We start from the raw sequence: 21,839 nt of genomic DNA, 5'->3' as shown, positions 1-21,839 counted from the left end.
TCAGGCCACCGCGTCGTCGGCCAACTGCTTCGCGAGCGATACCTCGACCGCCGATGCCGCCGATGCCGCCGATGCCGCCGATGCCGCCGCGGCCTCCGCGGCGGCATCGGCCACCGCCTCCGCCTCGACCTCGGCCGCGTGGTCGACGGACGACTGCGTCATCGCGCTGTCCGTGAAGACCAGAGGGCGTTCGGACTCGGTGATCAGGTGCTTGACGACCTGGACATTGCCGTTGACGTCCCAGACGGCGATACCGGGGGTGAGCGTCGGGATGATCTCGACGGCCCACCGGGGCAGCCCGAGGACCAGGCCGGTGGCGCGCGCCTCGTCGGCCTTCTGGGCGTAGATCGTCCGGGTGGAGGCCATCTTCAGGATCGCGGCGGCCTCCTTGGCGGCGGCGCCGTCGACGACGTCCGACAGGTGGTGGACGACGGCGACGAAGGACAGCCCGAGGCGGCGGCCGAACTTCAGCAGGCGCTGGAAAAGCTGGGCCACGAACGGGCTGTTGATGATGTGCCAGGCCTCTTCGACGAGGAAGACGCGCTTGACCCGGTCGGGACGGATCCAGGTGTGCTCCAGCCACACTCCGACGATCGCCATCAGGATGGGCATGGCGATCGAGTTGCGGTCGATGTGGGAGAGGTCGAAGACGATCAGTGGCGCGTCCAGGTCGATGCCGATCGTGGTCGGACCGTCGAACATGCCGCGCAGGTCACCGTCGACCAGCCGGTCCAGGACGAGGGCCACGTCCAGCCCCCAGGCCCGGACGTCGTCGACATCGACGTTCATAGCCTCGGCGGAGTCCGGCATGGGATGTCGCAGCCGCTCGACGATGTCGGTGAGGATCGGCTGCCGGTCGGTGGTGGTCTCCGTGACGTACGCGTGGGCGACCTTGAGGGCGAAGCCGGACCGCTCGTCCAGGGCGCGTCCCATCGCGACCTCGATGATCGTGCGGAGCAGCGCGAGCTGCCCGGTCGCGGCGATCGCCGGGTCGAGCGGGTTGAGCTTGATGCCGCCGTTGAGGGCGGCCATCGGGTCGAGGCGGATGGGGGTTATTCCGAGCGCCTTCGCGATCAGATTCCATTCGCCGACGCCGTCCTCGCCCTGGGCGTCGAGCACGACGACCTGGCGGTCGCGGAAGCGCAGCTGGCGCAGCACATACGTCTTCTCCAGCGCGGACTTGCCGTTGCCGGACTCGCCGAGCACCAGCCAGTGCGGGGCGGGCAGTTGCTGGCCGTAGAGCTGGAAGGGGTCGTAGATGTAGCCCTTGCCGGAGTACACCTCGCGTCCGATGATCACGCCGGAGTCGCCGAGGCCGGGGGCCGCGGTGGGCAGATACACGGCCTGCGCCTGTCCGGTGGAGGTACGGACGGGCAGGCGCGTGGACTCCACCTTCCCGAACAGGAAGCTGGTGAACGCGTCGGTGAGCGTCGCGAGGGGGTCCAGCATGGGCATGATGGGCCTCCTGTTAGCGGCGGATTCCGGTCGCGAACGGCAGCGTGTTCACGAACGCGCGGTGGTGCTCACGGTCGCACCACTCCAGTTTCAGGTACGACTTACCCGCTGACGCGCGAATCGTGCGCTTGTCGCGCGCGAGTGCCTCGGGCGAGCGGGAGGAGACGGTGATGTAGCCGACGAGATTCACCCCGGCGGCCCCGCTCGCCAGGTCCTCGCCGCGCTGGTCGACGCGGCCGTGGTGGGCGACATCACGCGGGTCGATCACCCGGTTCATCTTGGCGGCACGGCTGGCGTCCGCGTCGTCGTTCGTCTTCTCGGTCAGCATCCGCTCGATGGCGACATCGGTGGGCTCCAGGTCCATGCAGACCGCGACCGTGCGGATCACGTCCGGGGTGTGGACGAGGAGCGGTGCGAGGAAGTTGACACCGACGGGCGTCATCGGCCATTCCTTCACCCAGGCCGTGGAGTGGTGCCACGGCGCGCGGGTCGATGACTCGCGGGTCTTGGCCTGCAGATACGTCGGCTCCGTCGCGTCCAGCTCGGCCGGCCAGGCGTTGCGCCGGGTCATCGCCTGGATGTGGTCGATGGGGTGGTCCGGGTCGTACATCGAGTGGACGAGGGACGACAGCCGGGCCTGGCCGAGCGGCTGCCGGACCCGGATGTCCGCCTCGGCGAGCCGCGCGCAGATGTCGTTCAGCTCGCGGGCCATGACGGCGGCCAGCCCCGCGTCCTTGTCCATCTCGGAGCGGCGGCTGACCGTGGCACGGGCCAGCGCCTGGCCCTCGGCGGCCAGCTCGCGGGTGAAGTGCATACAGGCGACGAGGTAGGCGCGGTGCTGCTCGGAGGAGGTCGACACCATCGACTGCAGCTGCTCGTAGGAGTTCATGAGCCACGGCTCGGCCTGCGGGTCGCCGCGCAGGGAGACGTCCTTGGCGTGGGCGTCCGGGTCGGCGGGCAGCGTACGGGCCAGCATCTGGAGGCGGGTGACGTAGCCGTCGCCGTTCGCCACGTGCTTGAGCAGCGTGCCGAAGCGTTCCACCAGGGCTTCCTGGTCCTCGCTGTCGCGCAGGCCGACGCCGGGGCCCTCGATCTCGATCGCGGCGGTCACGGTGCGGCGGTCGATGTGCAGCAGCACCGCGATCTCGTCGGGTCCGAACGGTGCCGACAGCCAGGTGATCCGCCCGATGCCGGGCGGCGGCCCGACCTCGACCTCACGCCCGTCGAGCCCGATACCGGCCTCGGAGACCGCGGAGCGGTACGCGGGGGAGCGGCGCAGCGTACGGTGGTAGGTGCGGTTGATCTCGAACCAGCGGTAGAACGTCCGCCGCCGGAACGGCATGTAGACGGCGGCGAACGCCAGCAGCGGCCACCCGATCAGCGTCAGGATGCGCAACGGGAGGATCGGGACCAGGAGGCCGCACATCATGCCGAGGAACGCGCCGACGACGATCAGCGCGATCTCCCCGGTCTCCCGGTTCTTGCCGACGATCGCGTTCGGGCGTGCCTTGCCGATCAGATACGTGCGGCGCGTATGGGTGAAGGGCTGGGACGTCACCGGCGATCACCTCCGTGCTTGTTGCCGTTGCTGTTGTTTCCGCGGTCCGCCGTGGTACGGGGCGCGGGCGCCGCGGGAACGCCGTTGGACCCGCCGCCTCCACCACCGCCACCGGGGCCGCTCGGGCCCGGGTTGCCGTTGCGGCTGCCGTGCGCGGCCATGCCGCCGGAGGCGGGGTTCGAAGGCTGCCCGCCGCCACTGGTCGCCTGCTCCTGCGGTCCGCCGCGCGCGCTGTGGGTCTTGATGCCCTGCTTCACGAGCGCCGCGGGCGAGGAGATCACGGCCGCGGCCTGGGCGCCGCCGGCTTCCTTGCGGTTGTTGCGCAGGTTCACGACGTCATCGCCGAAGCCGGGGACGAAGCGGTAGATCATGAAGCTCGCGAAGATCGCGAGGAGGATGATCGCCAGTCCCGAGACGACGGCGGAGAACGAGTTCGGCCCGTCGGACGCGCTCAGCGCCCCTGCCAGTCCGAGCACGATCACGATCACCGGTTTGACGAGAATGACCGCGATCATGATCCCCGCCCAGCGGCGGACATGGCCCCACATGTGCTTGTCGACCAGCCCCGAGTACACCGCCGTGCCCAGCAGCGCGCCCACGTAGAGCAGCGCGGCCCTGATCACCAGCTCCAGCCAGAGCACGCCGGCGGCCAGCACCGAGACCATGGAGACGACGATCAGCATGATCGGCCCGCCGCCGATGTCCTGGCCCTTGGCGAGGGCGGCGGAGAAGTTGCCGAAGAACGTGTCGGTGTTCGACGACGTGCCGGCCGCGATGACGTCCGTGACGGCATCCGTCGCCGATACCACCGTATAGAGGACAAGCGGCGTGAACGCCGAAGCCAGCACCGTAAGCCACAGGAACCCGACGGCCTCCGTCAACGCTTCCGTCAGCGGCACACCGCGCACGGCCCGCTTGGCGACCGCCAGCAGCCACAGCACGAGCGTCAGGATCGTCGACGCGGCGAACACGACGGCGTACTGCTTGAGGAAGGTGGCGTTGGTGAAGTCCACCTGGGTGGTGGAGGTGATCGCCTTGGAGAGCTTTGTGATCACCCAGGAGGCGGCTTCGGCGCAGCCCTTTGCCAGGGCGGCGAGGGGGTCGAGGGTGCTGGTGAGGGAGGTGTCCCCGTCACCTCCGCCTCCGCCGCCCTTGCCCTTTTCGCAGTACTGTTTCGCAGGACCCGAGATGAGTGAGCAGGGGTCGGAGCTCGTGGTCGGGTCCGGCGTCGGAGTCGGTGTGGGGGCCGCGGCGGCGTGCGTCGCGAGAAGAACGGCGGCCGTCTGAATACCGGCCACGATGCCGGTGAACGAGAGGGCGCGCAGATGTCGGCTACCGCGCATACGTGAAGCCTCCGAACCCCTTGACCGCATCTGCGATCTCACCCGCACCGGACACTGGATTGTCGCCGCTGACTGGCGTCGGGCCCTTCTTCTGACCCGTTTCGAGGACCTTCCAGTCCGAACCGTTCCACTTGAGTTTGAAAGTGACGGTGAACCAGTTGTTCGTCACCGGCTTGGTCGAGGTGCTACCGGCCAGACCGAACATCCCGGTACACCAGACCGAGACGTCGGCGGTGTCGCCGCCGAACTGGTCGACCTTCGTGCCGGCTGGGATCGTGCGGTCGACGAACGTCAGGCCGTTCGGGGCCACGCCGTCCGCGTTCAGCCCGATGCCGGTGAGAAAGGCCTTCGAGTAGTCCGCATCGAAGCCCGACTGCATCTTCGCCGCCGCGCTCCCGTCCGCGATCGCATCGACGATCGCGTGGCGGCGTTCCGTGTTGAACATTCCGTCACCCCCCAGCGCCACCGCGAAGTTCGCGGCAGCGGACTGTGCCCCCTGCTCCGACTTGGCGAAGCCCGCCGCGATCCCCGCGTTGTTGCCGGTGACCGGTTTCTCGCCGGTTGGGGCGGTGGGGTTCGCGTTCGTGCCCCGGGTGCCGCCGGTCGACGCGCCGTCGGAGGCGGTGTTGCCACCGCCGCGGTTAGCGAGGACGATCACGGCGACGAGGACGACCACGACGCCGAGGACCGTCACCAGGGCGCGGCTCGGCTTGGGGCGGCGCGTGGCGGTGCTGTGCCCGCCGTGCCCCTCGGGCATGCGGGTGCGCGTAGGCGGGCCGTCCTCGCCGGTATCGCTGCTGGGGTGAGTGGGCATCAGCACGCAGCCTCAGGTGGGAGTGGGAGCCTGGGACGGGCTCCCGCGGACATGGGACAGGCTGGCTCTGGGCTACACGACTACACGGCCATGCCGTAGACGATGGTGAACAGCGTGCCGAGGGATCCGATGATGAACACACCGGTCAGGCCGGCGATGATCAACCCTTTGCCCTGTTCTGCGCTGAATGTGTCGCGGAGGGCCGTCGCGCCGATCCGCTGTTTCGCCGCGCCCCAGATCGCGATGGCGAGGCAGAGCAGAATCGCTACTGCCATGACCACTTCGATCATCACGCGTGCTTCGTTCCCCAGAGACCCGAAGGGTCCCCAGTTGGGGGCGATGCCACCGATGATGGTGTTGATGTCGCCCTTTGTGGCTGCCATGAACATATGGAACTCACCACCCCGCTCGATCAGTTGGATCCCTCGCCGGGGCGCAAGGGTCCAGGGTCTATCTTGGCCGATGTGTCAACCGGTTCTTGTCGACTCGGCGACTTTCTCGACGGATCCCCCGTGTGATCCGGACCGCAGCGTCCAGAATGTTGCACGGACCGGTGTTCGATGGGACGTAGACGACTACTCTGTGTATCACGAGCGTCACCGTAGGGCAACGATTGGAACGAAGGCGCGGAGTAATGCTGCGGAAAGTCTGGCTCACCGTCACCAGTGGTGCCCCGCGGCGCGCACGTCACTCCTGAGAGGGCATGGCTGATGGCGAAGAAGGTCTGGCTCACCGTCACTCTCGGCTTCGGGCTGTGTCTTTCGTTCCTGGTGCTGCTGGTCATCGGTACGTTTTCGGCCGCGATGGGCATGGCCGGCGGGGGCGGCGGGACGGTCACGCTCGCCAAGGGGACGGTGCCGGCGATATACCAGCCGATCGTGCTGAAGGCGGGCAATCTCTGCCCCGAGATCAATCCGGCGCTGCTGGCCGCTCAGTTGTACCAGGAGAGCGGCTGGGACCCGAAGGCGCAGAGCGGCGCGGCCGCGCAGGGCATCGCGCAGTTCATCCCGGGCACCTGGGCGTCGCACGGAGTGGACGGGAACGGGGACGGGAAGCGCGATGTGTGGGATCCGCAGGACGCGATCCCGTCGGCGGCCGCGTACGACTGCGAGCTGGCCAGGTATGTGAAGGACGTGCCGGGGGACCGGACCAACAACATGCTCGCGGCGTACAACGCGGGTGCGTACGCGGTGATCCATGCGGGTGGCGTGCCGCCGTACCGCGAGACGCAGAACTATGTGAAGACCATCAGGTCCCTGGAGAAGAGCTTCGCCGCGCCCGTGGGCCGGGTGGCGCCCTCCCAGCAGGCCGCGGCGGCCATCTATTACGCGCAGAGCAAGCTCGGCACGCCGTACCTGTGGGGTGGCAACGGCACGGCCGACCAGAGCGGCCGGTTCGACTGTTCGGGGCTGACGAAGGCGGCGTACGAATCGGTGGGCATCGAGCTGCCGCGTGTCGCCAACGACCAGTGGAACGCGGGGCCGCACCCGAAGCGGGACGAACTGCTGCCGGGCGATCTGATCTTCCTCGCCACCGCCCTGAACGATCCGCGGTCGATCCATCACGTCGGACTGTACGTCGGGGGCGGGTACATGATCGACGCCCCGCACACCGGCGCGGTGATCCGCTTCGACAAGATCGACACACCGGACTACATCGGCGCGACCCGCGTGACGAAGGACGGTGCGCAGGCGCTGCCGACTGCGGGCTCTGCGTGATGCTTTGGCCCCGGGATGCGCAATCCGATCTCTCTTGGATAACTTCCTGGTGATCATCCGGTAGAGACCGGAACGCTACGTACCGTGTGCGCCGTTGCACAGGGAGAATGGCGCTGGGACACGGCGTTCATGGCCTGGAGGACACAGAGGGGCCGGAGTATGGATCAGGTAAGGGGCACCACCACATGGCAGAGCACGCGACCGACGGCTCGAACCCTGACCTGGGCCTGCTGCGCGACATCAACGGCCTTGCCAAGGATTCCCCGCACTGGGTCGACCGCGGCGTGGAGTTCATCGGCGAGTACGGGCTCATCGTGCTCATGCTGCTGCTGGCCGGCTGGTGCTGGTGGCGTGTCGCGCGGCGCAGCGAGCAGGCGCCCGCGGCGGTCGCGGGGGTGGTGTGGTCCGGCCTGGCGGCCGGGATCGCGCTGCTCCTCAACATCCCGGTGCGCGGGCTCGTGGAGCGTCCCAGACCCTTCGTCGACCATGAGGGGCTCGATGTCCTGATCAAGGGCAAGAGCGACTTCTCGTTCGTGAGCGACCACGCGACCCTGACCATGGCCATGGCGGTCGGGCTGTTCATGGTCAGCCGCAAGGTGGGGCTCGTCGCCATACTGATCGCGCTCGCCGAGGGATTCTGCCGGGTCTTCATGGGCGTGCACTACCCCACCGACGTGATCGGCGGCTTCGCCCTCGGTACGGCCACGGCGCTGCTTCTCGCCCCGCTCGCGATGGCGCTGCTGACGCCCGTCACGACGGCGATGGCCCGGTCCCGGCTGCGCGGGCTCGTACGGTCCCCCGCGCCGCGCGGCGAGTCGTATCCGATGCCCACCGCGTACGACAAGGACCTGGCGGCCTGAGGCCGCGCCCCCAACCCGACCGGCGAGCCGACCGGCATTCGAGCCCCCTACAGGGCCTGCGGGAAGTCGAAGAGCCGGTCCGGGTCGTACTTCTTCTTCAGCTCGGTGAGCCGGGCCGCGGCGCTGCCGTAGTAGGCCTGGCGCCAGTCCTTCAGGGCCGGGTCGGTGTAGTTCTGGTAGGCGGAGCCCGATGCGTGCCGGCGCATCGCCTCGTACAGGGTGTCCAGCCACGTCGTCCGGCTGAGGGCGTCCGACGCGATGTACTGCGCCAGGAAACGCGAACGGCGGTGCACGAAGGCCGTCGCGCCGGGGTCGACCCGGTTGACCGCGCCGCCCAGGGCGGTCAGTGCGACGCTGCCCGCGCCACCGCCGGATATCGAGCCGAGCCGTTCGACCTGCGTGAGCAGGGTCTGGATGCCGGTCGGCGACAGCGAATGGTCGTAGAAGTCCGAGCGCGCGGTGTACGTCTCGCGCTGCAGCCTGCCCTTGGGGGGCAGATGGCACTGAGCGGTGGACAGGTCAGAGCAGCCCGCGTAGGAGAACATCGCCTCCAGATAGGACCGCGGGCGCAGCGAGAGCGAGGGCGCGCCGCCCCCGGCGGACCCGGAGAGCCGGTCCATGGCACTGGCCAGATCGCTCCGCGAGCCGGTCGTCAGGGTGGCGACGGAGACCTTCGGGGAGCCGCCCGCCGGCGCGTCCAGATGCAGCGACGACCAGATCTCGTCCGGCTGGTCGGGGCCCCACTCCTGCCAGGCGCGGACGACGGCCGCCGCCCGGCTCCACGGCCAGGTGGCGTACCCGGTCACGACGGAGGGCGCTGGATGGGTGGCGAAGCGCAGTTCGGTGACGACGCCGAAGTTGCCGCAGCCGGCGCCGCGCAGCGCCCAGAAGAGGTCGGAGTTCGCGGTCGCGTCGCAGTCGAGCTGCTTGCCGTCCGCCGTGATGATCGTGGCGCCGGTGAGGCTGTCGCAGGTCAGGCCGTACGAACGGCTGAGTACGCCATGGCCGCCGCCGAGAGTGAGGCCGGAGACGCCGACCGATGGGCAGGAACCGGCGGGAACCGTGCGGCCGCGGTCGCCGAGCCGGGAGTACAGGTCGATGAGCTTCGCGCCGGCGCCGACGGTGGCGGTCGTGCCGGTGGCGGATATCGCGTCGAGCCGGGACACGTCCAGGACGAGGTGGTCCTGGCCGCCGCTGGACCAGCCCGCGTACGAATGGCCGCCGCTCCTGATCGACAGACGGACGGAGCGGGAGCCGCGCGCGAAGGCCAGGCATTCGCGGATGTCGTCCGCGCTCGAGACGTACGCGATGGCGGCGGGGAGCAGGTCGTCGAAGCGGGTGTTGTAGAGCCGGCGGGACGCGTCGTAGCCGCTGTCGTCCGGGCGGACGAGCGCGCCGGCGAGGCCCTTGGCCAGGGCCGGCCAGTCCGGCGGCCCGCCCGGGGTGGCGGAGGAGGCGGTACCGGCCGGGGTGGTGGGGGCGGCGGCGGTAAGGGAGGGGGTCGGCGGCTTCGCGTCGCCGCCGTCGCCCGCGCTGCAGCCGGCCAGCCACGTCGATGCGGCGGCACCGGATCCGGCGCGGAGCGCCTGTCGTCGGTTCACGGACGCGGCCTCCTGCCAAGGGCCCGTCTGCGGCGGGCGACTGCTCACCCTCCTACCCGCCTCGGGGTGGGCGCAAGTGGCGTTCCGTGAACGTGAAGGGGTTGTCCGTGATGCGTTGTTCGTGCAGCGGTTGTTCGTGATCGGCCGGACCTGGCTACGCGCCGGTGTGGGCGCTTGCGTCGCGCCTGGCGCGGTCACGGGCGCGCCGGGCCGGGCCCTTCCAGCCGCACGAACAGCTGGCGGCGGCGAAGGAACCCTTGTCCGTGACCGTGGTGTGGTGGGTGCCGGACGTGGGGGCGTCGGACTGGATGAGCACACAACCACGGTACGGGACGCCTGCGGCGAGCTCGCCGGAATGCCGGCGCTTGAGGACAGTGCGGGCGCCGTTACGGGGGCGGGCGGATCGTCGTTATGCGGGCGAGGCCCAGGTTGCGGGATTCCCAGGGGGTAACGGGCGATGGTGATGCAGCGCAGGCGGATGGTGACGGCCGCAGCGGCGGCGGGGTTCGTGTGCGGGGTGACGGTGCTGGCGGGCTGCGCGGGGAACGGTGCGGCGGCCGACGGGCTGGGGGCGGATTCGGGCGACTCGGTGCGCCGGGCCGCGGATGTGCTGGTCCGGGCGGGGAGCTCGAAGGTGACCACGTCGATGGAGATGGCGAGCGGCGGGACGCGGGTGATGATCACCGGGTCCGGCGGGTTCGACTACGGCAAGGGTCGGGGTGAGCTGCGGATCACCCTGCCCAGGGACGCCGCGGGAGCCCAGGAGCACCACCCGGTCACCGAGCTGATGACGCCGGGTTCGCTCTATATGAAGGACCGCGGTGAGGGCGTGCCCGCGGACAAGTGGGTACGGGTGGACACCACTCAGCTCTCCGACGGCAATCTGGTGACCGGCGGCGCCACCGATCCGCTGGCCGCGGCGGAACTCCTGCGCGGGGCGCGGAAGGTCGAGTTGGTCGGCGAGGAGACGTTTCTCGGAGTGCGGGTGCGGCACTTCCGGGGAAGCACGGACATCGCCCGCGCGGCCCGCAGCGCCTCACCGGCCACCCGGGGGCCGCTGGCGGCGGCGGCCAAGGGGTTCACCGTGACGGAGGTGCCGTTCGATGTGTACCTCGACGCGCAGGGGCGCCCGCGCAAGGTCAGCCAGCGTTTCACGTTCAGCAGCGACCCGAGCGCGAAGCAGGTACGGCAGAGCGGGAAGCCCGGTACACCGCGCGATGTGACGGTCACGTCGACGACGGTGCTCGACACATTCGGTACGCCGGTGAACGTCGTATTGCCGAAGTCGGCCGATATTTACAACGGGAAGATCGTTACTGCACCGCCGAAATGACGGTGGGTGAAATGGTCCATCCGTGCCATGCGCGGACCGTGTGCGGGTGCCTACTCTGACCAGTGGCCGATGGAACCGGCCACTGCTCGAGGACGAGGAGGTGGTGCACGTGGCTGTGTCTCGCGAATCGCACATGTCTACGCAGAATGGGGCGAGTCAGGACTTCGTCGCCCTCGCGGAGATCGAGCTGTGCGGCGAGCTGATGATCGCGGCTTCCGCCGCCGGCGAGGAGCGGTTGAGCTTCGCCCGGATCGATCAGGTGCTCGAAGTGGACCGTACGGCGGCGCGCACGCCGGTGCGGATTCCCGCGCAGGCGGCCCGGCGCCCGCACTGAACCACCGGTCCAACGAACCACCGAACCACCGAACCACCGGCATCGATGAACCACGGAACCCATGAAGGACAGCGCCGCCGAACAGCGCCACCGAATCGCCGACCGGGTCCGCGGGAACGTGGCGGGCCCGGCCGCCGGCGGGGCGCGGGGCTCAGGTGCGCAGCAACCGGGCTATGGCCGCGGTCGCCTCGGCGACCTTGTCGTCGATCTCGGGTCCGCCCTCGGCGGCCGCGGCGGCGACGCAGTGCCGCAGGTGCTCCTCCAGCAGCTGCAGGGCGAAGGACTGCAGGCCCTTGGTGCTGGCCGAGACCTGGGTGAGGACATCGATGCAGTAGACGTCCTCCTCCACCATCCGCTGGAGTCCGCGGATCTGGCCCTCGATCCGGCGCAGCCGCTTGAGGTGCGCGTCCTTGTGGCTGCTGTAGCCGTGCGGGCCCTGCGGACTGTGCGGTGCCGGTGCGCTCAGCCCGGCCTCCGCGGCTTCCGCGGCCTCGCTGGTCTCGTCCGTCTCGGTGGTCGTCATCCCGTCCTCCCTGCCCGAAAATACCCCTGGTGGGTATATCTTACCGAATCGGTACCTTGTACGACGCTCCCTGGTGAGAGGCAGTCTGTCCGATGGGCGACACTGGGTGACGCCCATTAGCCGTGGCCGGATGATGCGCCTAGCATCAACGAGACCTGACGAGACCGAATCCGATGCACCCCGAGGACCTCACGTGCGCTTTCGTCTGACCCCCAGGGAGACGAGCTTCTATGACATGTTCGCCGCATCCGCGGACAACATCGTCACAGGTTCGAAGCTCCTCATGGAACTGCTCGGGGCCGATTCGGCCACGCGTATCGAGATCGCCGAACGGATGCGGGCGGCGGAGCACGCGGGGGACGACGCGACTCACGCGATCTTCCACCAGCTGAACTCCTCCTTCATCACGCCGTTCGACCGTGAGGACATCTACAACCTCGCGTCGTGCCTCGACGACATCATGGATTACATGGAGGAGGCCGTCGACCTGGTCGTTCTGTACCAGGTGGACGAGCTGCCGAAGGGTGTCGAGCAGCAGATCGAGGTGCTGGCGCGGGCGGCGGTGCTGACCGCCGAGGCGATGCCGAACCTGCGGACGATGTCCAACCTCACCGAGTACTGGATCGAGATCAACCGGCTGGAGAACCAGGCGGACCAGATCCACCGCAAGCTGCTCGCCCAACTGTTCAATGGCAAGTACGACGCCATGGACGTGCTGAAGCTCAAGCAGATCGTGGACGTACTGGAAGAGGCCGCGGACGCGTTCGAGCACGTCGCGAACACCGTGGAGACCATCGCGGTCAAGGAGTCCTGACCTCCTGTGGACACCTTTGCACTGATCGTGACCATTGGCGTCGCGCTCGGATTCACGTACACGAACGGGTTCCACGACTCGGCGAACGCCATCGCCACCTCGGTGTCGACGCGAGCGCTGACGCCCAAGGCGGCGCTCGCGATGGCCGCGGTGATGAACCTGGCCGGCGCCTTCCTGGGGAGCGGCGTCGCCAAGACGGTCAGCAAGGGGCTCATCGCGACGCCGACCGGCCGGGGCGGAATGGGCATCATGTTCGCGGCCCTGGTGGGCGCGATCGTATGGAACCTGGTCACTTGGTACTACGGGCTGCCGTCGAGTTCCAGCCACGCGCTGTTCGGCGGCATGGTGGGCGCGGCTCTCGCCGGAGGGACCACCGTCTACTGGTCGGGTGTGATCGAGAAGGTCGTCATCCCGATGTTCCTGTCCCCGGTGGTCGGTCTGTTGGCCGGCTATCTGGTGATGCTCGCGATTCTGTGGCTGTTCCGTAAGTCCAACCCCCACAAGGCCAAGCGCGGTTTCCGGATCGCGCAGACGGTCTCGGCGGCGGCGATGGCACTCGGCCACGGTCTGCAGGACGCGCAGAAGACGATGGGCATTGTGGTGATGGCGCTGACCATCTCCGATGTGAACAGGGCGGACTCGATCCCGATCTGGGTGAAGTTCGCGTGCGCGGCGATGCTGTCGCTCGGCACCTACGCGGGCGGCTGGCGGATCATGCGGACGCTGGGGCGCCGGATCATCGAGCTGGACCCGCCGCAGGGCTTCGCGGCCGAGACGACCGCGGCCTCGATCCTCTACACGACCGCGTACATCTTCCAGGCCCCGGTCTCGACGACGCATGTGATCACCTCGGCCATCATGGGTGTGGGCGCGACGAAGCGGGTAAAGGCCGTGCGCTGGGGTGTCGCCAAGAACATCGTGGCCGGCTGGTTCATCACGATGCCGGCAGCCGCGCTGGTGGCGGCGGCGAGTTACGGCGTGATCAAGCTCGTCTTCGGCTGACCGCCGGTGGTCGTGCCCGCAACTTCCGGGCGCGCCTGAAGAAGAACCAAAGGAATGGGCCCGCCCCCCTCACGGGGACGGGCCCTTCGCCTTGCGGTGGCACCGCCATGCAGCACCGCAGGACGGCTATGGTGCCGGTTTAGCCGAAGCGGCCCGAGATGTAGTCCTCGGTGGCCTGGACCGACGGGTTGGAGAAGATGCGCTCGGTGTCGTCCAGCTCGATGAGCTTGCCGGGCTGGCCGACGGCCGACAGGTTGAAGAACGCCGTGCGGTCGGAGACCCGCGCCGCCTGCTGCATGTTGTGCGTCACGATGACGATCGTGAAGCGCGACTTCAGCTCCCCGATCAGGTCCTCGATCGCGAGGGTGGAGATCGGGTCGAGGGCCGAGCAGGGCTCGTCCATCAGCAGGACCTGCGGCTCGACCGCGATGGCGCGGGCGATGCAGAGTCGCTGCTGCTGGCCGCCGGACAGGCCGGAGCCGGGCTTGTTCAGCCGGTCCTTGACCTCGTTCCAGAGGTTGGCGCCCTTGAGGGACTTCTCGACGACCGCCTCCAGCTCGCTCTTGCGGCGCATGCCGTTGAGCTTGAGGCCGGCCGCCACGTTGTCGAAGATCGACATCGTGGGGAACGGGTTCGGCCGCTGGAAGACCATGCCGACGGTGCGGCGGACCGCGACCGGGTCGACGCCCGTCGCGTAGAGGCTCTCGTCGTCCAGCATGACCTTGCCCTCGACCCGGCCGCCGGGGGTGACCTCGTGCATGCGGTTCAGGGTGCGGAGGAAGGTGGACTTGCCGCAGCCGGACGGGCCGATGAAGGCCGTCACGGAGCGGGGCTCGACGGTCATCGAGATGTCGTCGATCGCCTTGTGGTTGCTGTAGTAAGCGGAGAGGCCGCTTACATCGATGCGCTTGGCCATGGTGGGGCTCTCAATCCGATGGTCGCTGGGGGTAGTCGCGTCAGCGACCGGTCTTGGGGGCCTTCCAGCGGGCGATGCCGCGAGCCACCATGTTCAGGATCATGACGAAGGCGATCAGCACCAGGGCTGCTGCCCAGGCGCGGTTGTACGACGCGTCGTTGCCGTTCTGGAACTGCTCGAACACGTAGTACGACAGGGAGGACTGACCACCCTCGAAGGGGTTGTTGTTGATGATCTGGCTGCCGAAGACCAGCAGCATGATCGGCGCGGTCTCGCCGGTGATGCGGGCGATGGCCAGCATGACGCCGGTGGTGATGCCGCCGATGGCCGTGGGCAGGACCACCTTGAGGATGGTGCGCCACTTCGGCACGCCGAGCGCCAGGGACGCCTCGCGCAGCTCGTTCGGTACGAGCTTGAGCATCTCCTCGGTCGAGCGGACCACGACCGGCAGCATCAGGATCGTCAGGGCCAGCGAGCCGGCGAAGCCGGACGGGCCGTTGCCCAGCATCAGGACCCACACCGTGAGGATGAACAGGCCCGCGACGATCGACGGGATACCGGTCATGACGTCCACGAAGAAGGTGACGACCTTGGCGAGCGTTCCCTTGCCGTACTCGACCAGGTAGATCGCCGTCAGCAGTCCGAGCGGGGCCGCGATCACCGTCGCGATGCCGACCTGCTCGATAGTGCCGATGATCGCGTGGTAGATGCCGCCACCGGGCTGGATCGTGATGATCCCGCCCATGGAGTGGCTGAGGAAGTTGCCGTCCAGGACCTTCAGACCCTTGGAGACCGTCGTCGCGATCAACGAGTACAGCGGGACGATGGCGACCACGAAGCAGGCCCAGACGACACTGGTGACGACCCGGTCCTTGGCCTGTCGGCGGCCCTCGACGGCCGAGGTCACGGCGTAGGTGCCGACGACGAACAGCAGCAGGGAGATCATGCCCCACTGCACACGGCTCTCCAGCCCGGCCGCGAGGCCGGTTCCGATGCCCAGCGCGACCGCGGCGGCGGCGATGGCGGCCGGCGCCCAGCGGGGCATCCGGCGCTGCGCCAGACGCGCCGGCGCGGGGACCGAGGGGGTGGGCACCTTGTCGGTGATGACGTGGGTCATGCGTTGGCCCCCGAGTACTCCTTGCGGCGGGCGATGATCAGGCGGGCCCCGCCGTTCACCAGCAGCGTGATGACGAACAGGACGAGGCCGGAGGCGATCAGTGCGTCACGTCCGAACGGTGACGCCTCGCCGAACTTGGCGGCGATGTTCTGCGCGAAGGTCCCGCCGACGGGGTCGAGGAGCCTCGCGGACAGCACCGGGGAGGCCGAAAGGACCGTGGCCACGGCCATCGTCTCACCCAGCGCGCGGCCGAGGCCGAGCATCGAGGCGCTGATGATTCCGGAGCGGGCGAACGGCAGCACCGACATCCGGATGACTTCCCAGCGGGTCGCGCCGAGCGCGAGCGCCGCTTCCTCGTGCATCTTCGGCACCTGGCGGAAGACTTCGCGGCTGACATTCGTGATGATCGGCAGGATCATGATCGCCAGCAGGATGCCGACCGTGAAGAGCGAACGGGCCGCGCCCTCGGGGTCCGTCTTGTGGAAGACGCCGGTCCAGCCCAGGTAGTCGTTGAGCCAGAGGTTCAGGCCCTTCATGTGCGGCACGAGGTAGATCGCGCCCCACAGGCCGTAGATGATGCTCGGGATCGCGGCGAGCAGGTCGACGACGTAGGCGAGCGGAGTGGCGAGCCGGCGCGGCGCGTAGTGCGAGATGAACAGCGCGATGCCGACCGCGACCGGGACCGCGAGGGCCATCGCGATCACGGAGCTGACGACCGTGCCGTAGATCAGTACGCCGATGCCGAAGACCGCCGGGGTCGCGTTGGCGTCCCATTCGAAGCTGGTGAAGAAGTTCGCGTGGTCCTGGGAGATGGCGTGCGTCGCGCGGATTGTGAGGAAGACCGCGATCGAGGCCATGACGACCAGGAGGAGGATGCCGGATCCGCGGGAGAGGCCGCTGAACACGCGGTCTCCGATGCGGGTCACGGAAGCCTGGGCCGTGGGGGGAGGCAGTGCGCTGTCGGTCGGTGTTATGTCCATGGGTTTCTCCGGTCTGGGTGGGGGATGGCTCCCCCGGCGGCGGTGCACCGGAATGGGCGGCCGGCCCCGGGTTCGGGACCGGCCGCTCGGGTCAGGAGAGGGTGGCGATGGTGGAGCGGACCTTGGCGGCGATCTCCGTCGGCAGCGGGGCGTAGCCGATGGCGGAGAGGCCCTTCTGGCCGTCCTCGCTCGCGATGTAGGTGAGGAAGGACTTCGCCAGCTCGAGCGTGTCGGCCTTGTTGCCCTTGTCACAGGCGATCTCGTACGTGACGAGGGCCAGCGGGTAGGCGCCCTCGGCCTTCGTGTCGTAGGCGAGCTTCAGCGCCAGGTCGGGGGCGGTGCCGGTGATCTTGGCCTCGGCGATGGCCTTGGAGGCGTTGGCCGAACTGGCCTCGACGGGGGCGGCCGCGCCGGTGGCGAGCTTGACCGTCTTCAGGCTGTTGGCGGTCGCGAACGACAGCTCGAAGTAGCCGATGGTGCCCTCGGCCTGCTTCACGTTCGAGGCGATGTCGGCGGAGCCGGGAGCGGACTGGCCGCCCTTGCCCTTCCACGCCTTCGCGTGGTCGTAGGGCCAGTCGGCCTTGGCCGTCGCGTTGAAGTACTTGGTGAGGTTGTCCGTGGTGCCGGAGTCCGTAGAGCGGTGGAACGCCTGGATGTTGCTGCTCGGGAGCTTCGCGGTCGGGTTCAGCTTCTTGATCGCCTCGTCGTCCCACTTGGTGATCGTCGAGTTGAAGATCTTCGCGAGGGTCGGGGCGTCCAGGACGAGGTTGTCGACGCCCGCGAGGTTGTAGCCGATCGCGATCGGGCCGCCGACCATCGGCAGGTCGATGCCCTGGCCGCCGGTGCAGATCTTCTTCGAGGTGGTGACCTCTTCGGGCTTCAGCGGCGAGTCGGAGCCCGCGATGCTGACGCCGCCCTGGTTGAAGGCGGTGACGCCCTCACCCGAGGAGGAGCTCTTGTAGTTGATGTTCGTGCCGGGGCACGCCTGCATGTAGTTCTTGACCCAGACGTCCATCGCGTTCTTCTGGGCGCTGGAGCCCGAAGCGAGCAGCTGGCCGGACTTCGCACACTTGATCGATCCCGCGGCGGCGTTGCTCGTCTTGTCCCCCGAGGGGGTGGTGTTGTTGTCAGAACCGCAGGCCGTGAGGACCAACGCGCTGGAAACCGCGACCGCGCCGACGGTCAGGGCGCGCAGTCCGCTGTTACGGGAAAGCTTCACCTTCAGTGTTCCTTCCAGGAGCCCGCCGGTGGACGGCGAAGCAGAGGTATGGAGTATCTGCATCCACCCGGCACAGCGTGATGCTCACCGGTAGGGCCGAAATTAGGCAGGCGAGGTGAATCGCCCAACGGGAGAGAGTGAACGCAAGGTGAACCTCGTCTATCAGTGCGGGGCCGCTTGCCATGGGTGCCACTCCGTGGGGCTGGAGAGGTGCCGTGGGTCACGTGATTCGTGCCGATCACGCGGGTGAACGGTGACCGGCCGGAGCGGTACGCGCGGGTTCGGCACGGGGTCAGCGAGGGGGTCGGTGCGGAGTCAGCGAGCGCAGCAGGGCGTCGATCAGCGGGCGGTCGCGGGGGTGGGTGAGGCGGTTGCGGGCCGCCGCCGGGGGCAGCCAGATGAGCCGGTCGACCTCGTCATTGACGGCGAAGGCACCGTCCACGGCCTCGGCGGCCCAGTAGCGGACCTCCTTGGGGCGACCGTAAGCGACATAGCGGGCGGTCGGCAGCGGCGCGCCCAGCACGCACTCCATGCCGGTCTCCTCGCCGACCTCGCGCAGCGCACCGGCCATGGGGTCCTCGCCGCGCTTGAGCTTGCCCTTGGGATGCGACCAATCATCATATTTCGGGCGGTGGATCAGCGCGATCTCCACGCCGCCGTCAACCGGCGCACGCCGCCACAGGACGGCGCCGGCGGCGAGAACGGGGGACCGGTCGTCCGACTCCGGGGAACGCAGCATCACGCCTCACCTCGAACCGGGGGCGGCGGGGACGGCCGGGACGCCGGGGACGCCGCGTTGCCAGAGGCGGGCGAAGGCGAAGCGGGCCGCCTCGACCTCCTGCCGCTGGTCCGCGTGGAGCACGCCGAGCGCGTAGGCGGTCGCCGGGGCGATCCGCGGGATGCGGGCGGCGGTCGACACGGCATTGGCCGACTCGGCGGCCTCCCGGTGCCCTTCCAGCAGCCGGGCCGCGTCCTTCAGCCGGGCCAGCGCGTCCTCGGCGCCCTGACCGCTCCCGGCGCTCCCGTCTCCGTCGGCGCCGTCGGTGACCAGGGCGACCTGAGCCTCCTGGGTGTCCATGGTGCCGGGTTCGCCGGCCGGGCACACCTCGGCGGCGTAGCGGCTGATCCGCAGCAGGGCGCGGGCATGGTGCCAGGGGGCGTCCTGCAGATCGTTGGTCAGCTCCGGGCCGAGGGCGGCCCGCACGGCGTCGGCGTTGTACGGGTGCCCCGCACGCGCCAGCGGCAGCGCTGCCGTCGCCTCGGCGAGCCGGTGGTGCGCCAGTCCCGCGAGCGGCGGCAGCCGGTCGGCGGCGGGGGCATCGGCCGCCGGGGTCAGCGGCACCTCGGAGGCCAGTACGGCGACGGCGTCGGCCAGCGCGTGGAACCGCGACGAACCCAGTGCCTGCAGCGCGGCCGAGTGCGCACGGGTGCGCGCCAGGGTCAGCTGCCGTTCCAGCAGCGCGCCCGCGCGGGCCGCCCCGACCGCCAGCGGCCCGCCCGAGGCGGACAGCTGCACGGAAGAGGAGGAAGCGGACGGGCCGGACCGGCCGGACAGCGCCGTACGGTCCGCGGCCGGTGCGCCGTCGGCGTGGTCCCAGGGCAGCGCGGCAGGACCCGGCCGGCCGGGGTTCGGCCGGTCAGGACCTGAGGCCAGCCGGTGCAGGGCGGAGAGCAGCCGCGCGAGCCGGGCGGCGTACTGGTGCTCGTGGGCGAGGGCCGTGGAGAGCCAGCCGAGCTCCGTGCGCAGCGGATCGGCCCAGGCGGGCTCGGTCAGCGGGCCGTAGGTCTGCAGGGTCGCGCTGATACGGCGGGCGGACCGGCGCAGCAGCAGGTTGGCGGCGTCCTCATCCTCGGCACGCAGGCTCAGCGCGCGCAGGAAGGTGGCCGCTTGGTCGTGGAGGTAGCCGGAGACCACCTCCCCGGCGCTGGCCGCGCCTGGTCCCGGCATCCCGGGGCCGCCGGGACCCCCGCCGAGGATAAGTGCCGGCTGGCCGGCCTGGGCGTACGCGGTGTCACGGTGTCGCTGGGCCACGCCGGCGCCTCCGGGCGTCGATGAGCATCTCCTGGACATTGCGCAGCGGCTTCCCGTCGGGGTCGGTGCTGTGCCGGGTCCAGTTCCCGTCCGCCGCGAGATGCCAGGACGCGGTGTCGTCCGCCATCCCGGTCTCCAGCAGGCGGTTGAGGGTGGCGCGGTGGGCCGGGTCGGCGACCCTGACCAGCGCCTCGATGCGGCGGTCGAGGTTACGGTGCATCATGTCGGCGCTGCCGAACCAGACTTCTGGTTCGCCGCCGTTGCCGAAGATGAACACCCTGGAGTGTTCGAGGAATCGGCCCAGGACACTGCGGACCCGGATGTTCTCGGACAGGCCGATGACGCCGGGCCGTACCGCGCAGATGCCGCGTACCCAGATGTCGACGGGCACACCGGCCTGCGAAGCGCGGTAGAGAGCGTCGATGACGGCTTCGTCGACGATCGAGTTGAGCTTCATGCGGACGTACGCGGGGCGCCCGGCCCGGTGGTGGGTGATCTCCTCCATGATCCGGGAGATCAGTCCGTCGCGGAGGTTGCGGGGCGCCACCAGCAGCCGGTTGTAGACCTCGCGGCGCGAGTAGCCCGAGAGCCGGTTGAAGAGGTGCGAGAGGTCCGCGCCGACCTGCGGGTCGGCGGTGAGCAGGCCCAGGTCCTCGTACAGCCGCGCGGTCTTGGGGTGGTAGTTGCCGGTGCCGACGTGGCTGTAGCGGCGCAGCGTGTCGCCTTCCTGGCGGACCACGAGCGACAGCTTGCAGTGGGTCTTCAGGCCCACCAGGCCGTAGACGACGTGGCAGCCGGCCTCCTCGAGCTTGCGGGCCCACTTGATGTTGGCCTGTTCGTCGAAGCGCGCCTTGATCTCGACCAGGACGAGGACCTGCTTGCCCGCCTCGGCCGCGTCGATGAGCGCGTCCACGATCGGGGAGTCCCCGGAGGTGCGGTAGAGCGTCTGCTTGATCGCCAGCACGTCCGGGTCGGCCGCCGCCTGGTCCAGGAAGGTCTGGACGGAGGTCGAGAAGGAGTCGTACGGGTGGTGCAGCAGTACGTCGCGTTCGCGCAGCGCCGCGAAGATGTCGGGCGCGGACGCCGATTCCACCTCGGCCAGGTCGCGGTGGGTGCCGGCGATGTACTTCGGGAACTTCAGCTCCGGCCGGTCCAGGCCCGCGATGGCGAACAGCCCGGTCAGGTCGAGCGGTCCCGGCAGCGGGTAGACCTCGGTGTGCTTCATCTTCAGCTCGTGGACGAGCAGGTCGAGCACCCTCGGAGCAATCGATTCTTCTACTTCGAGGCGCACCGGCGGGCCGAAGCGGCGCCGCATCAGTTCCTTCTCCAGGGCCTGGAGAAGGTTCTCGGCGTCGTCCTCCTCCACTTCCAGGTCCTCGTTGCGGGTGACCCGGAACATGTGGTGGTCCAGGACCTCCATTCCGGGGAAGAGCTCCTCCAGGTGCGCGGCGATGACGTCCTCCAGCGGGACGTAGCGCTGCGGGCTCGCTTCGAGGAAGCGGGAGAGGATCGGCGGGACCTTCACCCGGGCGAAGTGCTCGTGGCCCGAGACCGGATTGCGTACGACGACGGCCAGGTTCAGGGACAGGCCGGAGATGTACGGGAAGGGATGCGCCGGGTCGACGGCCAGCGGGGTCAGCACGGGGAAGATCTGCTGGCGGAAGAGGGTGAACAGGCGCGCCTGCTCCTTCTCCGTGAGATCCGCCCAGCGGATGACGTGTATGCCCTCGTCGGCCAGCTGCGGCGCGACATCGTTCTGGAAGCATGCGGCGTGCCGCGCCATGAGCTCGCGGGACCTGGTGAGGATCAGGTCCAGCACGTCACGGGGCTGCAGGCCGGACGCCGAACGGGTGGCGACGCCGGTCGCCATGCGGCGCTTGAGGCCCGCGACCCTGACCATGAAGAACTCGTCGAGGTTGCTGGCGAAAATCGCGAGGTAGTTCGCCCGTTCGAGGAGCGGGGTGGCCGGATCCTCGGTGAGTTCGAGTACGCGTTCGTTGAACGCCAGCCAGCTGCGCTCCCGGTCCAGGAACCGGCCCTGGGGGAGATCCCCGTCGGCCGCCTCCTCGGCGGAAGGGCTGACGACGTCGTCCACATAGGGGACGACCTGGGGGCGGAACGCGGTGCTGACCGTGCCTGCCCCGTTGGGCTGCCCGGGGACACCGGGCTGATTCATCGAGGCCATGGAGTAAGAGCCCTCCTCCGGTTCCGGCACGTCGA

Annotated in this window: 21 protein-coding genes; 6 read left to right on the top strand and 15 right to left on the bottom strand. The window is 69.3% G+C overall.

What is annotated here, in order from left to right; translation table 11 throughout:
- From QMK24_RS27340 to QMK24_RS27320, 5 genes are all read right to left on the bottom strand, one after another.
- The gene (locus QMK24_RS27340) at positions 1 to 1,449 is read right to left on the bottom strand and encodes an ATP-binding protein (RefSeq protein ID WP_283469461.1); all 1,449 of its coding nucleotides are present in this window, start codon (positions 1,447 to 1,449) and stop codon (positions 1 to 3) included.
- Between the two features lie 19 nt (positions 1,450 to 1,468).
- Positions 1,469 to 3,013: an SCO6880 family protein gene (locus QMK24_RS27335; RefSeq protein WP_283469452.1), complete on the bottom strand. Its 1,545-nt coding sequence runs from the start codon at positions 3,011 to 3,013 to the stop codon at positions 1,469 to 1,471.
- The gene (locus QMK24_RS27330; RefSeq protein ID WP_283469451.1) at positions 3,010 to 4,356 is read right to left on the bottom strand and encodes a hypothetical protein; all 1,347 of its coding nucleotides are present in this window, start codon (positions 4,354 to 4,356) and stop codon (positions 3,010 to 3,012) included. The genes QMK24_RS27335 and QMK24_RS27330 overlap by 4 nt, the downstream gene beginning before the upstream one ends.
- Entirely contained in the window at positions 4,346 to 5,170 is an 825-nt protein-coding gene (locus tag QMK24_RS27325; protein WP_283469450.1) for a hypothetical protein, read from the bottom strand. Before QMK24_RS27325 ends, QMK24_RS27330 begins: the two co-directional genes overlap by 11 nt.
- A gap of 80 nt (positions 5,171 to 5,250) precedes the next feature.
- Positions 5,251 to 5,559, bottom strand: a complete 309-nt coding sequence (locus QMK24_RS27320; RefSeq protein WP_283469449.1) for a DUF8827 family protein — start codon at positions 5,557 to 5,559, stop codon at positions 5,251 to 5,253.
- A gap of 321 nt (positions 5,560 to 5,880) precedes the next feature.
- Here QMK24_RS27320 and QMK24_RS27315 point away from each other — a divergent pair, with 321 nt between their 5' ends.
- Both QMK24_RS27315 and QMK24_RS27310 read left to right on the top strand, forming a co-directional pair.
- The gene (locus tag QMK24_RS27315) at positions 5,881 to 6,888 is read left to right on the top strand and encodes a C40 family peptidase (protein ID WP_283469448.1); all 1,008 of its coding nucleotides are present in this window, start codon (positions 5,881 to 5,883) and stop codon (positions 6,886 to 6,888) included.
- Between the two features lie 185 nt (positions 6,889 to 7,073).
- On the top strand, positions 7,074 to 7,748 hold the full coding sequence (locus QMK24_RS27310; RefSeq protein WP_283469447.1) for a phosphatase PAP2 family protein: 675 nt from the start codon (positions 7,074 to 7,076) through the stop codon (positions 7,746 to 7,748).
- Positions 7,749 to 7,795: 47 nt separating this feature from the next.
- Here the strand turns inward: QMK24_RS27310 and QMK24_RS27305 are convergent, their stop codons facing one another.
- Complete coding sequence (locus tag QMK24_RS27305) at positions 7,796 to 9,349, bottom strand: FAD-binding oxidoreductase (RefSeq protein ID WP_283469446.1); 1,554 nt, start codon at positions 9,347 to 9,349, stop codon at positions 7,796 to 7,798.
- 154 nt (positions 9,350 to 9,503) lie between these two features.
- Positions 9,504 to 9,665 (bottom strand): hypothetical protein, encoded by a 162-nt coding sequence (locus QMK24_RS27300; protein WP_283469445.1) that lies wholly within the window; start codon positions 9,663 to 9,665, stop codon positions 9,504 to 9,506.
- Positions 9,666 to 9,806: 141 nt separating this feature from the next.
- Here QMK24_RS27300 and QMK24_RS27295 point away from each other — a divergent pair, with 141 nt between their 5' ends.
- Positions 9,807 to 10,682: an SCO4651 family lipoprotein gene (locus QMK24_RS27295; RefSeq protein WP_283469444.1), complete on the top strand. Its 876-nt coding sequence runs from the start codon at positions 9,807 to 9,809 to the stop codon at positions 10,680 to 10,682.
- A 133-nt stretch (positions 10,683 to 10,815) separates the two neighbouring features.
- Entirely contained in the window at positions 10,816 to 11,016 is a 201-nt protein-coding gene (locus QMK24_RS27290; RefSeq protein WP_283469443.1) for a hypothetical protein, read from the top strand.
- Positions 11,017 to 11,167: 151 nt separating this feature from the next.
- On the opposite strand, the gene QMK24_RS27285 is transcribed toward QMK24_RS27290, so the two are convergent.
- On the bottom strand, positions 11,168 to 11,539 hold the full coding sequence (locus tag QMK24_RS27285; RefSeq protein ID WP_283469442.1) for a metal-sensitive transcriptional regulator: 372 nt from the start codon (positions 11,537 to 11,539) through the stop codon (positions 11,168 to 11,170).
- A gap of 193 nt (positions 11,540 to 11,732) precedes the next feature.
- Here QMK24_RS27285 and QMK24_RS27280 point away from each other — a divergent pair, with 193 nt between their 5' ends.
- The gene (locus tag QMK24_RS27280) at positions 11,733 to 12,353 is read left to right on the top strand and encodes a DUF47 domain-containing protein (protein WP_283469441.1); all 621 of its coding nucleotides are present in this window, start codon (positions 11,733 to 11,735) and stop codon (positions 12,351 to 12,353) included.
- 6 nt (positions 12,354 to 12,359) lie between these two features.
- Positions 12,360 to 13,355, top strand: a complete 996-nt coding sequence (locus tag QMK24_RS27275; protein ID WP_283469440.1) for an inorganic phosphate transporter — start codon at positions 12,360 to 12,362, stop codon at positions 13,353 to 13,355.
- A gap of 139 nt (positions 13,356 to 13,494) precedes the next feature.
- Here QMK24_RS27275 and pstB read toward each other — a convergent pair whose 3' ends face one another.
- The 7 genes from pstB to QMK24_RS27240 all read right to left on the bottom strand — a co-directional run bounded on the left by pstB (position 13,495) and on the right by QMK24_RS27240 (position 21,804).
- Positions 13,495 to 14,271 (bottom strand): phosphate ABC transporter ATP-binding protein PstB, encoded by a 777-nt coding sequence (gene pstB, locus QMK24_RS27270; RefSeq protein ID WP_283469439.1) that lies wholly within the window; start codon positions 14,269 to 14,271, stop codon positions 13,495 to 13,497.
- Positions 14,272 to 14,311: 40 nt separating this feature from the next.
- Positions 14,312 to 15,388, bottom strand: coding sequence for a phosphate ABC transporter permease PstA (gene pstA, locus QMK24_RS27265; RefSeq protein WP_283469438.1), 1,077 nt, complete (start codon positions 15,386 to 15,388; stop codon positions 14,312 to 14,314).
- Complete coding sequence (gene pstC / locus QMK24_RS27260) at positions 15,385 to 16,368, bottom strand: phosphate ABC transporter permease subunit PstC (RefSeq protein WP_283469437.1); 984 nt, start codon at positions 16,366 to 16,368, stop codon at positions 15,385 to 15,387. The genes pstA and pstC overlap by 4 nt, the downstream gene beginning before the upstream one ends.
- Positions 16,369 to 16,459: 91 nt before the next feature.
- A complete protein-coding gene (pstS, locus tag QMK24_RS27255; RefSeq protein WP_283469436.1) occupies positions 16,460 to 17,587 on the bottom strand; it encodes a phosphate ABC transporter substrate-binding protein PstS in 1,128 nt (375 codons plus the stop codon).
- 292 nt (positions 17,588 to 17,879) lie between these two features.
- Entirely contained in the window at positions 17,880 to 18,326 is a 447-nt protein-coding gene (locus tag QMK24_RS27250) for an NUDIX hydrolase (protein ID WP_283469435.1), read from the bottom strand.
- Between the two features lie 6 nt (positions 18,327 to 18,332).
- Positions 18,333 to 19,619, bottom strand: coding sequence for a CHAD domain-containing protein (locus QMK24_RS27245; RefSeq protein WP_502962648.1), 1,287 nt, complete (start codon positions 19,617 to 19,619; stop codon positions 18,333 to 18,335).
- The gene (locus QMK24_RS27240; RefSeq protein WP_502962647.1) at positions 19,600 to 21,804 is read right to left on the bottom strand and encodes an RNA degradosome polyphosphate kinase; all 2,205 of its coding nucleotides are present in this window, start codon (positions 21,802 to 21,804) and stop codon (positions 19,600 to 19,602) included. Before QMK24_RS27240 ends, QMK24_RS27245 begins: the two co-directional genes overlap by 20 nt.
- Positions 21,805 to 21,839 lie beyond the last annotated feature (35 nt).

Origin of the sequence: Streptomyces sp. PH10-H1, assembly GCF_030063355.1 — a bacterium.
Classification (GTDB): domain Bacteria; phylum Actinomycetota; class Actinomycetes; order Streptomycetales; family Streptomycetaceae; genus Actinacidiphila.
Note: the sequence above shows the minus strand (reverse complement) of the source record. Positions and strands in the feature narration are given on the sequence as shown.